This is a genomic window from Magnetococcales bacterium (genome assembly GCA_015231925.1).
Lineage (GTDB): Bacteria > Pseudomonadota > Magnetococcia > Magnetococcales > JADGAQ01 > JADGAQ01.
This window is the reverse complement of record JADGAQ010000096.1, coordinates 1-14,997: the sequence shown is the minus strand read 5'-3', so window position 1 is coordinate 14,997 and position 14,997 is coordinate 1. Positions and strand designations below refer to the sequence as shown.

At 58.4% G+C, this 14,997-nt stretch carries 12 protein-coding genes; 4 read left to right on the top strand and 8 right to left on the bottom strand.

Features of this window, described 5'->3' with window-relative positions; genetic code table 11:
• The 6 genes from HQL56_11555 to HQL56_11530 all read right to left on the bottom strand — a co-directional run.
• Positions 1-508 (bottom strand): hypothetical protein (locus tag HQL56_11555; GenBank protein MBF0310153.1); only part of this gene is annotated, 508 nt, incomplete at its 3' end.
• A gap of 2 nt (positions 509-510) precedes the next feature.
• Entirely contained in the window at positions 511-1,554 is a 1,044-nt protein-coding gene (locus tag HQL56_11550) for an AAA family ATPase (protein MBF0310152.1), read from the bottom strand.
• Between the two features lie 378 nt (positions 1,555-1,932).
• Positions 1,933-3,288 carry a hypothetical protein gene (locus HQL56_11545; GenBank protein MBF0310151.1) on the bottom strand — a complete coding sequence of 452 codons (1,356 nt, stop codon included), beginning with the start codon at positions 3,286-3,288 and terminating at the stop codon, positions 1,933-1,935.
• Entirely contained in the window at positions 3,285-3,506 is a 222-nt protein-coding gene (locus tag HQL56_11540) for a hypothetical protein (protein MBF0310150.1), read from the bottom strand. The genes HQL56_11545 and HQL56_11540 overlap by 4 nt, the downstream gene beginning before the upstream one ends.
• Before the next feature lie 17 nt (positions 3,507-3,523).
• Complete coding sequence (locus HQL56_11535; GenBank protein ID MBF0310149.1) at positions 3,524-4,231, bottom strand: hypothetical protein; 708 nt, start codon at positions 4,229-4,231, stop codon at positions 3,524-3,526.
• 12 nt (positions 4,232-4,243) lie between these two features.
• The gene (locus tag HQL56_11530; protein ID MBF0310148.1) at positions 4,244-4,771 is read right to left on the bottom strand and encodes an LEA type 2 family protein; all 528 of its coding nucleotides are present in this window, start codon (positions 4,769-4,771) and stop codon (positions 4,244-4,246) included.
• A 141-nt stretch (positions 4,772-4,912) separates the two neighbouring features.
• Here HQL56_11530 and HQL56_11525 point away from each other — a divergent pair, with 141 nt between their 5' ends.
• The 3 genes from HQL56_11525 to HQL56_11515 all read left to right on the top strand — a co-directional run bounded on the left by HQL56_11525 (position 4,913) and on the right by HQL56_11515 (position 10,547).
• A complete protein-coding gene (locus HQL56_11525; protein MBF0310147.1) occupies positions 4,913-7,375 on the top strand; it encodes a response regulator in 2,463 nt (820 codons plus the stop codon).
• Between the two features lie 572 nt (positions 7,376-7,947).
• Positions 7,948-8,706, top strand: a complete 759-nt coding sequence (locus HQL56_11520) for a hypothetical protein (GenBank protein MBF0310146.1) — start codon at positions 7,948-7,950, stop codon at positions 8,704-8,706.
• A 665-nt stretch (positions 8,707-9,371) separates the two neighbouring features.
• Entirely contained in the window at positions 9,372-10,547 is a 1,176-nt protein-coding gene (locus HQL56_11515) for a hypothetical protein (protein MBF0310145.1), read from the top strand.
• Positions 10,548-10,780: 233 nt separating this feature from the next.
• On the opposite strand, the gene HQL56_11510 is transcribed toward HQL56_11515, so the two are convergent.
• Positions 10,781-11,803: a hypothetical protein gene (locus HQL56_11510; GenBank protein ID MBF0310144.1), complete on the bottom strand. Its 1,023-nt coding sequence runs from the start codon at positions 11,801-11,803 to the stop codon at positions 10,781-10,783.
• The gene (locus tag HQL56_11505; protein MBF0310143.1) at positions 11,793-13,295 is read right to left on the bottom strand and encodes a hypothetical protein; all 1,503 of its coding nucleotides are present in this window, start codon (positions 13,293-13,295) and stop codon (positions 11,793-11,795) included. Before HQL56_11505 ends, HQL56_11510 begins: the two co-directional genes overlap by 11 nt.
• Before the next feature lie 1,308 nt (positions 13,296-14,603).
• On the opposite strand from HQL56_11505, the gene HQL56_11500 reads away from it, so the two are divergent.
• Complete coding sequence (locus tag HQL56_11500) at positions 14,604-14,891, top strand: hypothetical protein (protein MBF0310142.1); 288 nt, start codon at positions 14,604-14,606, stop codon at positions 14,889-14,891.
• Positions 14,892-14,997: the final 106 nt, after the last annotated feature.

Genomic DNA, 14,997 nt, shown 5'->3' with positions numbered 1-14,997 from the left:
ATTGACTACCGGCACGACGACGAGGCATGGGGGTGGGTTGCAGGCTTTTGAGACCCTTGTCGCCGGTGAGAATGTCCACGGCGTAGCCACTTTTGGCATAATAATCGGCCACCTCCTTGATGGTCGTGTCGCCCAGGGAGAGTTTCTGGCTGGCCAGTTTGGGCCAGGTATCGGCCAATGCGGCCAGTCGATGCGCAACACACAACGACGATTCGGCGGTAAACGCGGCCCACGGCGAGGAGTGTAGGGCGGTTTTGCGCATCAGGTCCGCCAGTTTGCCCGCCAGTTGGTAACGATCTCCGGAACATTGGCTGATGTGGTTGCCGGTTTCGATGATGGCGGCCATAGGCAACACGAAGGTGGATCCGGCCTTCTCCTCCTTTTGAATCAGGTCGGCCACCCGCTTGAAGTCCCAGGGATCGGTTGTCGCTCCGCAACTCTCCTTGCCGGGAACCTGCAACCAGACACAGAGGATGCTGGTATCGAAAACGATCACCTTGCCACCCATGATCAATCATCCTCCTGCCCGGACACGGCCTTTTCCAACCGTCCCGAGGTGGAGAGGCGGCCCAGGGAGCCCATGGCCAGCAGCTTGGGCAGCCGGTCGATTTGATCCAGCGGAGTCAGTTGAGTGTGCCCGGTGCGAGGATCGCGATGGGCCACCGTCACGCAGGGAAAAAGGCCCGGTCCCAGAGCGTCGAGCAGGGCGGGGTTGTGGGTGGTGGCCAATACATCCACCCCACGGGAGCCGCCCACCTCTTTGAGCATGCGCACCAGCAGATCGGCGCGGGAGGGGTGCAGTCCGCTGTCCACCTCCTCGATGACCAGCAGGCTGCCGGCGGGGCGGGTGAGCAGGGCCACCAGAATGGCCAGAAAACGCAGAGTGCCGTCGGACATGTTGCGGGCATCGATGAGTTGAGGTGGACCGTCTCCCCAAACCTCCTCGCAGTAGAGCATGGCGTCCGAGCCGAAGTGGCCCACCTTTTCGGCGCGCACGGAGCCCAGATCCTGTTCCGGCAGGTGTCGCAGATAGGTGTCGATGGCCTGGTTCAGCTCGGCCTGTTTCGCCTCGGGCAGGGCGGCCATCACCCCCGCCAGATTGGCGGCGTCGGGCGAGAGGGAGGGGGACAAGGCACTGTAGCCCCGCATGTGGGAGGGGATGGGGTCGAGGATGAAGAGGTTGCGAAGCTGGGAGTGGGCGACATCCTCCGGATAGCCATTTACGGAAAAAGCATATTTATTGATAACGGAAGCGACTACGGTTACCTTCAAGTCGTTATGGTCTGGTTCGTCAAGGGTTACTGTCAGAGTGAAGTCGACCTTTCCTTTGAGTGCCGCCCAATCCAATCCACCGCGTATTGCGGGCAGGCTCGCATTGCCTTCCAACGCCTGGGTCAGGCTGATTCCCGAGGCGATACGTTGCAGAAACAACAGGGCATCCAGGACGTTGGACTTGCCGCTGGCGTTGGCCCCGATCAGAATCGTGAGGGGGTCGATGTGCAGCGTGGCGTTGGCCAGGCTTTTCCAGTTGATGAATTCGATCTTCTTGATCACGTCAGGCCTTCGCCTTTCAATATGTTATCTTTTAAGTATCAAAAAAAGAAAATGTTCTGTCTTTTGACTTTATCCGTTATCAGTTGAAATAATTGAAAAAATCGTAACTATTCAGACCCCTGCAGGGTGCAGCATGATCGTGTCAACGGCAAAAGGAAAAGTCCCAGGGGTGCCCCCTGGACCCCATGGGGTCGGAAGTCAACGGCAAAAGGAAAAGTCCCAGGGCGCTGCCCTGGAGTAAGTCGGGGGGGATAATCCCCCCCGAACCCCCGTATATCTGAACGGATACAAAAATTTATATAAAACAACAAACAAAAGTCAAAGGACAGAACATTTCCTTTTTTGATACTTAAAAGATAAAAGATTAAAAGGCAGTCTTCAGTCCTTCGTTGCCAGCCTCTGCAGTCGCTCCCGGCTCCACTCCGCCAGGCGCATGGCATAAAACCCATCCGCCGCCTGAAAAATCTCCCGCGCCTCCCGATACCGCTCCGCACTCTTCTCCACCTGCGCCTGACGCAGCCGGGCCAACCCCTGCACCAGGCGGCAATCGGCCTGTCGCAACGGCCAGGCCTCCAGTTGCGGCACCACCTCGGCCTTCTGCGCCAGCTCGAAAGCCTCCTGCAACCGCGCCATATCCGTCGGCGAGCGGGCAATGAGCCCCCTGGCCAACCATTGCGTCACCTGAGACCACCACAAAGCATGCTGCTCCCGATCCACCACCTCCAAGACCTGATACAGCCGCGTCACCCCCTGCTCCGCCAAAGAGGGATCCCCCTCCAGCTCACTGCGCACCACCAGCAACTGCCCCAGCCGCTGCTGATCCCGCGCCCGGGCCAGGGGAAGCGCCCCGTGCAGCGCCAGCGCCTCCTCCATCACCGCTTGCCCCCGCTGCAGCACCGCACCATCCTGCAATTGCCAACCCTTCTCCAGCAGAGCCTGCCCCAGATCCCCCAGAATCAAAGCCCGCTGCGCCGGCAACCCCGCATCCGCAACCCCCAAACCCTCCTCGAAGGCGGCGACCGCCTCGTCCAACAGCGCCATCCGCCCCTCCATGCGGGCCAACTCCAGTCCGATGCGGCCCTGCAAATGGCGCAAACCCGCCCAGAGCGCCCTCTGGCGATCCGGCGAGGTGATCCGCAAGGCGGCGGCAACCTCTTGATCCGCCTCCCGCAGAGAGGCCGGCGAAGTCGCCTCCCCCCGGACCCGATGCGCAAATGCCGACAAATGCAAAGCCTCGCCCATCGAGGCGGGATCGCTTTTGGCGCGCAGGGACCGATCCGCCCGCAGCCGCCCGATCACTTCGTCCATCAACTCCGCATCAGCCAGGCGAAAGGCCACCAGCGCCAGAAATCGACTGTGCAGCAGCCGCAAACCCAGCCAGGTTTCCGGGGCGCTCTCCCGCAACGCCGCATCGGCGGGCTCGCCCTCGAATTGATGTCGCAAGGCCTGAACCCGCGCCACGGACAGACCCTCTTCGGCCAGGGGCCCGCCCAGCTCCTCCGTGGCCCGCAAACGCTCCTCCACCTGCCGGGACAAGGCCGGGGAAAGGCGTATGACGCCGGATTGCCCCAACCCCAACGGGTCGAGAAGGGCGTCGCTCCCCCAGTGCATCACCACGCCGCCGGAGCCGGCGGTGCGCTCCACCCGGAGTGCGGGCTCTCCGGCGGCGAAAAGGGGCGTGGACAAACAGCCAAGGAGCAGCGTGAGCCGGAGCAACCCTCTCGCGTCGCTCAATTCAGAAACCCCTTCAAATAATAGGGTCTTCCGGGCGAGGGAGCGGTTAACGGCAGGGTTTCGGGCATCTCGCCGGGATGTTGCCGCAAAGGATGGGCATAGCCGGTGAGGTTGTAGAGGCTGCAACGCCGGGCCACCACCTTCAAAGGCTTGTCGTGCCCGGTGGAAAGGGAAAAGGGAGGCGTCTGCCCCCGGACTTTTTTGCGGGAGTCACTCATGGCAAAACTCGTTGTCGCTACGCGGAGAGCTTTTCGAAGATGAAGTCGGCCAGCCGCAGGGGAATCAGAAAAATACCCAGGAACGTCTCTCCCGCCGCTTCCGCCGCATAGCCGAGGCAGAGGGGTATGGCGTTGGCGCGCACCCAGTCGAACCCCAGGAAGAGGCTGATGAGGGTGGTGGAGACGAGCTCCACCTCGGCGGGAGGGGACTCGAAGAGGTTCCACCAGAACCAGGTGGCGAAGGCGGCGAACAGAAACGCCAGACCAACGCCGACCTTGGGGAAGGTGAAGACCACAGGCAGCGCACCGCCCACCAGGGTCATCAGGCCGATGGCCATGCCGAGAACCAGAACCATGCGGGGCGTGGTTTCCGGGGAGAGGTGCATCAGCCCCAGATGGGCCACCAGGGCCAGGCTCAATCCCATGGTCAGGATGGCGGTGACCATGGAAAGGGGCTGGCGCACCTTGAAATAGAGCATCAGCCCCAGCCCGAAGAGGGTCAACCCGATGCTCAAGCCGGAGGAGCGGCTGCCGATCCAGGCGATCAGCAGGTAGGGGTCGAAACGGGTCACCAGCAGGTGTATGGCCAGCATCATGGCCAGCAGAATGCCCCCGTAGGCCAGATTGTAGGGGCGTTCGGAGATCTCCTCTTCGTCGCTGTCGGTGCGGTCGAAGACGCTGCTCTCCAGCTTGGACAGGGAATTGGAAAAGGGTCGCTTCGCCATGGGGACATCACCTCAAAGGGTCTGAACAGCCGGGGTTTCGGCGGGAGGTTTGGGGCTGTCGGGCTTCAACACCGGGGGCAGGGCCAGGCTTCCCTGCTCTTCGATGCGGAAGGGTCCGACGAGGGGCAGATCGACGCCCAGTTCACCCAGAACCTTCCAGGAGAGGGGTTCACCCTTGCCGCCGAGCCAGGCCACCAGGGGCCCCAGGGTCTCCCGCCAGTTGAGGGAGACGGTGGCGTCGAAGGAGGTCGCGCCGCCCGCCGGAACCGAGAAGGCACCCTGATCCAACGCGGTGGCCACCTCCTTGCCCATGAGGGTCACGTTGAGCTTGATGCCCGAAACCGGCAGGGGTACCCGGTTGGGATTGGTGACCCGAAAACTCAAAATGAAGTTCTGCCTGAGCAGCGAAACCTCTCCGGGGCGGATTTTTTCCAGATCGATGCGGGGTTTTTCGATGATTTTCCCCGACGGCGTGGCGCAGGCCGCCAGACCGGCGAGCAGAAAGAGCAGCAAAACGAAACGCAAGGGTGTGGCCAACATGATCTTTTCCTCCGCAACGATTTCCATCAATGGGGGTATGATTCCTTCGAATGCAATAATTCGCAAGTCGCTTGTTGACCTGGGGGTGTGAAACGGCCATATTTTTCTTCGATGCCGACCCGAATCGAAAGCGTAAGCCCCATGGCGATATCCGCGGATCCGTCCCTGCCGATGCATCATAAGGCCCGAGAGGTGATTGCCCAGCTTCTCGAAACGGCCATTCGTCCCCTGACGCTTCAACACCAGTTGGACGAAGCGCTGAGGATCGTTTTGGGCAGCAGCTGGCTGACCATTCTGCGCAAGGGCAGCATCTTCCTGGTGGAACGCGACGACCAGGGGGCGCCGTTTCTGGTGTTGCGGGCTCAGGTGGGGTTGTCGACGCCGCTGTTGAGCGCCTGCGCCAGGGTGAACTTCGGCCAGTGTCTCTGCGGCAAGGCGGCCCAGCGGCAGGAGGTGGTTTTCAAGGCCTGTCTGGACACCGACCACGACATCACCTTTCCCGGCATCACGGAACACGGCCACTACTGTCTGCCGATTCAGGCCCAGGGGGAGTTGCTGGGGGTTCTCAACCTCTATGTGGAGGGGGGGCACCATCCCGATCCGGAGAAAGAACGCTATCTGCGCATGGTGGTCAACACCCTGGCGGGGGTGATTCAGGAGAAACTGGCCACCGAGGAGTTGCGCGTACACCGGCAGCATCTGCAGGATCTGGTGGAGCGGCGCACTATCGATCTGTGGGAGGCCAAGGAGGAGGCGGAGCAGGCTCTGCGGGTCAAAAGCACCTTTCTGGCCACCATGAGCCACGAGATTCGCACCCCGATGAACGCCATCATCGGTCTGACCGATCTGGTACTCAACACCGATCTGGACGCCGAGCAGCGGCGTCATCTGCAGATCGTGCTGGAGTCGTCGCGCACCCTGCTGGGGCTGTTGAACAACGTGCTGGATCTCTCCCGCTTGGATGCGGAGAGTCTCAAGCTGGACCGGATCTCCTTCAATCCGCTGGAGCTGGCCTGGCAGGCCTGCGAGGTGCTGGCGGTGGAGGCGCATCGCAAACGGCTGGAGCTGGTGGTGGATGCCGACTGGCGCATACCCATGGAGGTGAAGGGGGATCCGGGACGATTGCGGCAGATTCTGGTGAACCTGCTGCACAATGCCATCAAGTTCACCCTGCACGGCGAGGTGATTCTGCGTCTGGAGCCCTGGGAAGGGGGCGGCGGGCAGCTTCACATCGTGGTGGAGGATACCGGGGTGGGCATCTCCCCGGAAAAGCAGGAGGAGATATTCCAGGATTTCGCCCAGGGGGATTCGTCGGTCACGCGGCGTTTCGGGGGTTCCGGGCTGGGCTTGACCATATCGCGACGTCTGGCGCGGCTCATGGGTGGCGAGTTGTGGGTCGACAGCCGGCTGGGGGAGGGCAGCCGCTTTCATTTGCGGCTGCCGTTCGAAATCCTGGAGAGCGAGGCCAACCGCAGTTTTTTCACCGGGCGGTTGCGCCATTTCGGTTTCCGGGCGCTGGTGGTGGCGGAGCAGGCCAGTTTGCGCCATGTGGTGCGGGAGATTCTGGCGGGAGCCGCCGCCGAGGTGGTGGAAGCCCGGGACGGGGGCGAGGCCTACGAACGTCTGCAGGAGGCCCTGACGCAGCGGAAGCCGTTCGATCTGGCGGTTTTGGATTGCCGGCTGCCGCGATTTTCCGGGGTGACCCTGGCGGAGTTCATCGGCGAGCATGAGGATTTGTGTCGCCGGGTGGTGATCCTGTTGCCCACCAACCATCGGGAGACCGATCCCACGCTGCTGGAGCGGCTCAACGACGGCATTTCGCTGATCAAACCGGTACGGCGGGATCTCTTCGTGGATCTGGTCAACCGTCTGTTCGAGGTGGGGCGGCAGTCCCCGAGAGGTCGTTTGCGGGGTACGGCGGCGCCTTTGCCCAAGCCGAGGGATCAGGTGCAGTTGCTGCTGTTCGACACCGAGGAGGCCAGTCGCGGTCAGGCCGAGGCCTTGTTCCGCACGGCGGGTTTCGGTGTGGTGGCCACCGGGGATGCCGTCGAGGCGCTGGGGCATATCGAAAAGGGCGGCTTCGACTGCATGCTGCTGGAGGTGGAGCTTCCGGACATGCATGGTTACCACATGGCCATGCGGGTGCGGGAGAAGCGGGGTGGTCAGGAGGTGGCCATTCTGGGGTTGTCGCGTCGTAGCGGCATGCGGAATTACTGTTTGAATGCGGGGATGGATAATTTCCTGACCAAGCCCTATCGCCCGGAGGAGTTGTTGCGTTGTGTGCGGGTATCGGGGCGCATGGGCGGGGTGGAGTTTGATTTGACGCGCCTGCTGGGGCCGCCGGTGGTTGCGGAGGAGGAGGTTCTGACGCCCCGGGGCCGGTTGACGGCGCTGGTTTCGCCGTTGCGGGGCACGGGGTTGGCAGGACGGTTCGAGGCCATCGAGGAGGTGGCCGGCCAGGTCAAGGCCCTGGCGGCGGAGCAGAATTGGGCCAAGGTGCGCATGGAAGCCATGCATCTGGTGCTGGCGGCGCGTTCCAGCAACGCCGAACGGGTGCTGGAGGTGGTGGAGCGGTTGAGCCTGGCGGTGGATGAGCTGAATTAGGGTATGCCTTTCAATATGTTATCCTTTAAGTATCAAAAAAAGGAAATGTTCTGTCCGTTGACGTTGCCGTAGCGGGTCGAAGCCCCAAAAAAAGCGCAGCAAGCCGATCATTTTGCACACTCTTCGTGAAGGCTTCGACCCGCCGGAGGGGGGGCCAGGGGAGGGACTCATCCTCCCCGTTTTTGAAGGTGCCGGCAAGACGGGGATGGGTTTATGCGAAGACAGACTCTCGAAAACAAACCCAAATCAGGGTGAAATGGGCGCCTTTTCGACCTGAATATAAGAAGTAATAGTAACTATTCAGGCCCCTGCACAGCGCGACATGATCGTGTCAACGGCGAAAGGAAGAGTCCCGGGGCGCTGCCCTGGAGTAAGTCGGGGGGGATAATCCCCCCCGAACCCCCGTATTCCTGAACAGATACAAAGTCAAAGGATAGAACATTTTCTTTTTTTGATACTTAAAAGAAAAATATTGAAAGTCGCCGTCTGATGCGCCGAGAGGTGAAGGCGAATGGCCAGTCCGGCCCTTCGTTTCCATCTCTCGGCTTTTTTTTCGAACGGAGGTATTACTTATGTCGTACACCAAGATTGAACGGGCCACCATGATCAACCCGGTGGCGGATGAGGTGATTCGGGAGCAGGTGAGGCATGCTTTGGGTTTGGGGTTGCCGGAGGCGGTATCGGGTCGACCGAAGGGGGAGCCGATGATTGTATTTGCCGGGGGGCCGTCGTTGCATGCCAGTTTGGGGACGGCGATGCGGAGTCGGGGTTTCAAGGTGGCGGCGGGGTCGGTTCATGATCATTTACGGCGCATGGGGGTAGGTTTTGATGCGGCGGTGTTTTTGGATCCGGTGGAGGGGATGGCGGGGTTTTTGCGGGATCCGGATCCCAGGGCGACCTACTATGTGGCGTCCCAGTGTCATCCGGCGGTGTTTGAGGCGTTGCGGGGGCATCGGGTGGTGTTGTGGCATGCGGAGGTGGGGGTGGATGTTCCCGAGTTGGTGGGTCGGGAGTTGGTGGGAGGGGGTTCGACGACGGCGTTGCGTTGTTTGCATTTGGGGATGTGGTGGGGGTATGGGCAGTTTGAGTTTCATGGGTTGGATTCGGCGTTGGGGCGGGGGGAGGTGCATGCTTATGGGCATCCGAATGATGAGGAGGAGAGGCGCAATGCGCGGGAGGTGGTGTGTCGGGGGCGGCGGTTTTGGTGTACGCCGCAGATGATTGCGCAGGCGTTGGATTTTCAGGAGGTGACGCGCCATTTCGGCAAGCGGTTTGCGGTAAGGGTGCACGGGGACGGATTGATCAAAGAGATGGCTCATCCGTCCTTGTAAATCTTTAAGTTGTAAAAAGGGTTGGGGGAGTCTGAGGGGGAGCTCCGCTGCCCCCTCAGGACTTTTCCTTTGACTTTTCTTTTGACGTTCCTCCTTTTTCCTTTGACTTTCCTCCTTTTTCCCGCCCAGAAAAACGGGAGCCGAACCTCCGGGGGCCTCATCCCCGGAGGTTCGGCGACCTGGCGGGCATTTTATTACCCCCGTGAGATCGAATCGTCCTTTTGATTCGATCTCACGGGGGTGAGACGGTGTTCCGACTTCGGGCAATTCGCCTCCGCTGTGGGTCAATCAAAAGGACGATTGACCCACAGCGGAGTCAATGGCGGGCTCGCTTTTTGGCCATCCTTTTCGGCAAAAGGACGCCGAAAAGGATGGCCGTGAGCTGGGCGAGCCTAAAGGATAGAGGACAAAGGATAGGGGACAAAGGATAGAACGGAAAAGTCAAAGGATAGAACATTTTCTTTTTTTGATACTTAAAAGATAAAATATTGAAAGGAAAGGATGGGTATATATATGATATTGTCATTGAAATATTTCGTCCTATTTTTCTTGAGGGATTGCATTTTTCCCCTGGCAAGGTAAGAATGTCGCCCCGCTGCCAAAATACCCGTTCATCCCCATCGGCTCACGTCAGCGGAACGTTCGACCCATTCCGGGAGAGATCCATGACCCAAGCCACCCCCTTCCTGCAACCGCGTCTGGTCGGCAAACGCTTCGCCGCCCATACCATCCCCCTCGAAATGCTCAAGGACCTCGCCGTCCTGGGGGAAATGCTGCTGGAAGTGGCCAAATGGCACTACCTCCAGGACAACCCCCATCGCAAGCGCGTGCCCCAAGGCTTCACCGACGGCCACGCCCTCTGTCTGTCCGGCCTCGAACCCGGCAGCGCCACCGCCACCATCACCCTCTCCTCCCCGACCAAAGGCCTCTATGCCCCCGAAGAGATCCCCTCCGAAGGCTATCGCTGCTTTCTGGAAGCCCGCTACCGCTTTCTGTCCGCCCTGCATGCCGTCAATACCAGCCAATCCCTCACCACGCATCTGAACGACCCCCTGTTGAGCCTCTTCGACCGCTTCGGTCGCAGCCTGCGCGAGGACGAATCGATACACTTCGCCCTGGAAAATGGGGAAACGGTATTCCTCGACCGGCCCACCCGTCGCAAGTTGCTGTTTGCCTCTCCCAAAATGGAGGAGATTGCCGAAGAGGTTTGTTTGAGAGGCCGGGTGCCGGTGGTGGATCAGGATCGCATGACCTTCACCTTGCAGCGCATGGATGGCACGCGATTGCCGGTTTCGCGTTTGCCGCGACATCATGAGCGGCTGATGCAGGCTTTCAACGGTTACGCCAAGGGGGTTCGGGTTCAGGTTCGGGGCATCGGGCGGTACAACCGTTCCAACCGGTTACAGGGTATCGACAATGTGGAGGAGTTGACGTTGTTGGATCCGCTGGATGTTTCGGCGCGATTGGATGATTTCCGCTTGTTGGCGGATGGGTGGTTGGATGGGGAGGGGCGTGCTTTTCTCAAGGAGAATCTGGATTGGTTTGATGATCGGTTTGAGCGGTTATTTCCGGGGGATTTGCCGTTGCCGCATTTGTATCCGACGGCGGAGGGGGGCTTGCAGGCGGAGTGGACCTTGGAGGGGCATGAGATCACGCTGGATGTGGATTTGGTGAACCGGAAGGGGCAGTGGACGGCGCGGCAGCCGGGGGCGGGGAAGGTGCAGACCCGGGAGTTGGATTTAGGGCGGGATGAGGCCTGGGGTTGGCTGGTGAGACAGATGCGCGACAGGGTTCCGAAGGAAGCGGGGCGGGCGAAGGTGCGGACAAGACGGACGGGGTGAATTTGCCTTTCAATATGTTGCCTTTAAGTATCAAAAAAAAGAAATGTTCTGTCCTTTGACTTTGTCTGTTGCCCCTAAACATAAAAAAATACAAAACAAGCGCCCATAAATATATTCTTACCGAGGTGAATGCCGAGAGAATAATTCCTCACCCCGACCCTCACCCCGAGGGAGAGGGGGCAGGTCAAAACCGGTAATCACGGCTTGGTGCGGCAATAATTTGGAAAAGTGGCTCAGGATGTTTCCGCAGATTGTTCGAAGGCCTCTCTTCGGTAGATGCTCTCAGCCCAGTCGTTGAAGAGTCTTGCGAGTGGAACGTTGCGGAGTTCAGCCGGGGGGGTGATCTGATCTTGTAATCCCCCTGGCCCCACAATACCACCAGATTCAAGTATGGATGAATCCGTAACTAACAGATCCACCACCTCTTTTCTTAGTCGATTAATAACAGTCTGATCTCTAGTAATAGCACCAAGTAATAATGTATATATACCACTGTTCCGCCAAGTGTCCAATGAAGGTTCGTTTTTATGTCTAAAAAAAGTCGTATTGATTGTGTTCATTATTCTATCCGGAAGATGTAATTTCATGACGAGTACCTCGTCAAAATAGCCTCTGAATATCAAGCCAAGACAGTCCTGTAATACAGCAATGGCAAGAATACTGTACCTCAAGTCTGAGCTTTCAAGTATTTTGCCTAGTTCTGAGTAAGCCAAAAGCAATACCTCGTCTTGGATAACTCTCAAGCGTTCAACAATTCTCAATCTAAGTACTTTAAAAAAAGGCAGACAGCCCGAAGCGGAAGCAGCGAGTTTATTGGCAAGGAACAGCCCCGTAATCTCGGCAAGATCGGCCAGTTGACCGTTAGTTTCCAGTTCCTTGATCAGCGGTGCTGCTCTGCCCATGACGTTGGCAAAGTCTATTGGCTGCGGCGATGGTCCAAGGGCCTCCAGGTTGCTTTGAATGCCGAGGAGAAGGCGTTTGCGGGAGAGTTCGGAGCCGGGTGTGCCGGAGGAGGTGAGTGCCTCGACGGGAGAGTCCAGCGACGGGATCACGTTGAACACTTCTAGCGGCAAGGAGAGTGCCCAGGCGTCGAATACGGCACTACCTCCTTCCGGTTGGTCCAGAAAACAGGTATGCCACAAAAGCCGGGTATATTCTTTAAGACGGGCGGGGAGGGCCTGATTGTCAGCCGGAGGCGGCATGGTGGAAGGGGGGGTGATTTCCTCCGATGACGCGGATTCGGGGTTATCGATCACGGTAGGTGGCTCCGGAGGCGGTTGCACGAATGAAGGGGCCGATGGTGAGGATCAGGCGGGCGACGAATTGGCGTTGCATCTCATCGGGGCTCAAGTCGCCGGGAAGGGGTGGCAGATAGGTCAGGGTGCCGATCAGCGCGCCCAGCAACTCGCGAATGGAGGTGTTGAATTGGCGGTTTTGCCACGTTGCCTCCTTGTAAAGCCGGAACATGGCCTCCTCAAAGGGTTGTTCGATCTCTGAAAAGGTCAGTTTCCAGCCATCCAATATGCCCTTCAAAATAGGTGAGTATTGCAAGAGGTGCAGGAGGTCTTTCAGGGTTGGCGGTGGCAGATAGATGAACTGCCGCAGAAACTTGTTCTCGAAGAGGCGATGAATCTGTTCCAGGGCTCGGCGTCTGGTGAGGTCGGTGCGGGCGGTATCGCGAAGTTTCAGGTATTCCGCCCGCATGAAGGCCTGATGGGCATTTTCGACACCCAGCCCCGCCGGGTCGTTGGCAGGGGGCGTTTTGCCGTCCGCACCGGCAGGGGAGGTTGCACCGCCGGCGATTCCCGCCCGGATCGTATCGCGCATCTCCTTGTTGTACTGGTCGTCCACCGGAAAGTTGGGATTGGTCTGGTGTTGCTGGCTGAGAATGGCGAAGAGGGTGTTTTCAATATCCAGTTGATGGCATTGATTGAGGGGGTTGAAGACCTTGTAGCGCAGGGCTTCTTCGACGTAGGGCAAGACCACCATCACTCCCGGCAGGGAGAGGGAGCGGCGAATCAGCACCATGGCCGCCATGGCCACCTGGGGGGCGGCGCGGTCGATTTCGTCGAGAATGACCACGATGCGTTGCCTGGCCACCAGGTTTTCCAGCTCCTCCTGCCACTCCAGTCGGGTGGTGGTGTCGAGGGTCAACTGGAAGGGTAGGTTTTTCGATTCGAAGGAGAGCTTCAGAAAGAGTTGGGAGAGCAGTTGCAGGAAGTGGAACATGCCCAATTTGACCGGGATATGATGCAGTTCCAAGCCGCGAAAGGCGAACATCTTGGCCAGGAGCAGTTCCAGAAGTTCGCGTTGCATATCCGGGACGGTTTGATAGCGCCATACGTCGAAACGCAGCACCAGTGCGGGTTCTCCGCCGCCGTTTGGTCGCTCCGTGTCAATGGTGTTTTGGAACTGCTCCAACAAGGTGCTTTTGCCCGAGCCCCATCCTCCTTGCAATCCGACGAGTTCTCCAGTCTTGTATGGACCCAGGCTTCTGGTCATGGAGGTCAGAAAGTCAAAGGCGCTTTGATGGGAAGGCAACGGAGGCGTGGATTGTTGGGCGTTCGCAGAGGAGGAGGAGTCATGCCATCTGGCGGTATAGTTGGCTCTGGAGATCAGGAACAACTGGGATAGAAGTATGTGTTTTATAGTATAATAGACGATCCAATAAAGGATGAAAGGAAAGAACAGGGTCTGAACATAGGTATACGAACTGCCGATGGCCATCCATGCGATGAATACTAACAATATTATTATCCGTTCGCATTTGATAAATAATAATTTTCTTCTTTTCCAGCTTTCTGAAACTATCGGATCCGGGATTGACTGAGACTTGTCCGTATAGCGTCGCCATGCCAAATGTGCAATAACTTCGAAAAACAGGTAAAGGATGATTAAACCGAGGACGGTTGGTCCATTAAAAGTGATTGGAGATTTTAATGCCTGCTTCCAATCCTCTGCTGTGTTTCGTTCAAGCCCGAAGATAGAAAAGCTTAGCAGTTTATCGTAAAGCGTGTCCTCTATATTATCCAGTAACGTTTTATGGTTCTTTTCATGTTTATTTCCAGCAGCAGGAGTTGTTTTGTCTCCGGCGGCGGAAGAGGGGGCTTGGCCGGTGGGCGGGGTGGAGTGGGCGGAATTTTCGGAGACCGCTTCCTTGCCCGCCTCAATCGCCGGATTGGGCTTGGAGTCTGATTTGTCGGGTGGGTTCTTCGGGGAGGAATCTGCCTCGCCCGGCTTAACAGTCTCGGCATTTGGCAAAACCGGCTGCCTTACCTCGGGCATCGGGTTAATCGTCTGGTGGATATGGATTTCGGGGCAAGAGGGCGCTGTTTCCGTGGGTTTTGCCGGGATTGCCGGGGCTTTTGGGGGCCGTTTTTTGGGCTCGGGAGGGGTGGGGCATTCTTGGGTAATGGTTGGGTTGGGGGCCGGTTCGGCAGATGTCGCCGTGCTTCCCGCCGCAAACAACGGCAACGCCACCACGCCGATCAGCAACAGAGTGCGGAATAAAGGCGATGTGCCGGGCGGCTTTGTTGGTTCAGGGTGGAATAATCGGTTGTATAGGGTACAATTCATGATCAATCTTCAGAGATCAGGGGCTTTTGGAGGTTGGAATGTTGCCATAAGTCATTCAGGCCCGTCAAGTCCCCGTCGCGCCTCGTGGCGAAGATTCCTCCTTTCCCGGAGGGAAGAAAAACTGCAAGGTGGCGGCGGAGCGGTCGGGGCGGTGGATATCCGGGCAACCGGTTGTTTCGGCCCAGTGCGGATATTTGCCGGGGTCGTAACTATTCAGACCCCTGCACAGTGCAGCACGATCGTGTCAACGGCGAAAGGAAAAGTCCCAGGGGTGCCCCCTGGACCCCATGGGGTTGGAAGTCAACAGCAAAAGGAAGAGTCCCAGGGCGCTGCCCTGGACCCGTCGGGGGGGATAATCCCCCCCGAACCCCCGTATGTCTGAACAGAGGCAGTCAAAAGTGAATAAGCCATTCCATATTATTCTTTCGTGCCTCGAAAGAATAATAAGGCCTCGGCAATAGCCTTCGGATGGGAGAGGAAATGATGTGGACGCGACCGGTTGACGGCTTTTTGCTGGCGTGGGGCCTGGTTCTGGTGCTGCTGGGCGGGGTGCATCTGCTGGAGGCGGCCGGGCTGGGGCTGGGATTGGTGGGGGCGGGGATCTATCTGCTGTTCGGTTTCGTGCAAGGGGTTTGGATTTGGCCCCTGGCGAGATGGGCCCGCAGCCGGGAGCGGTTTCGCCTGGGTTTGCTGGCCGGAGCCGGAACGTTGCTGGCGTTGAATCTGCTGTTGTGGCTGTTGATGCTGGTCCGCAAAGCCTTCTATTGACGTTGACTTTCAATATTTATCTTTTAAGTATCAAAAAAAGAAAATGTTTTTTCCTTTGACGTTTTGTTTGTTTTGTATTTGATATTATTCTATAAAATATACAACC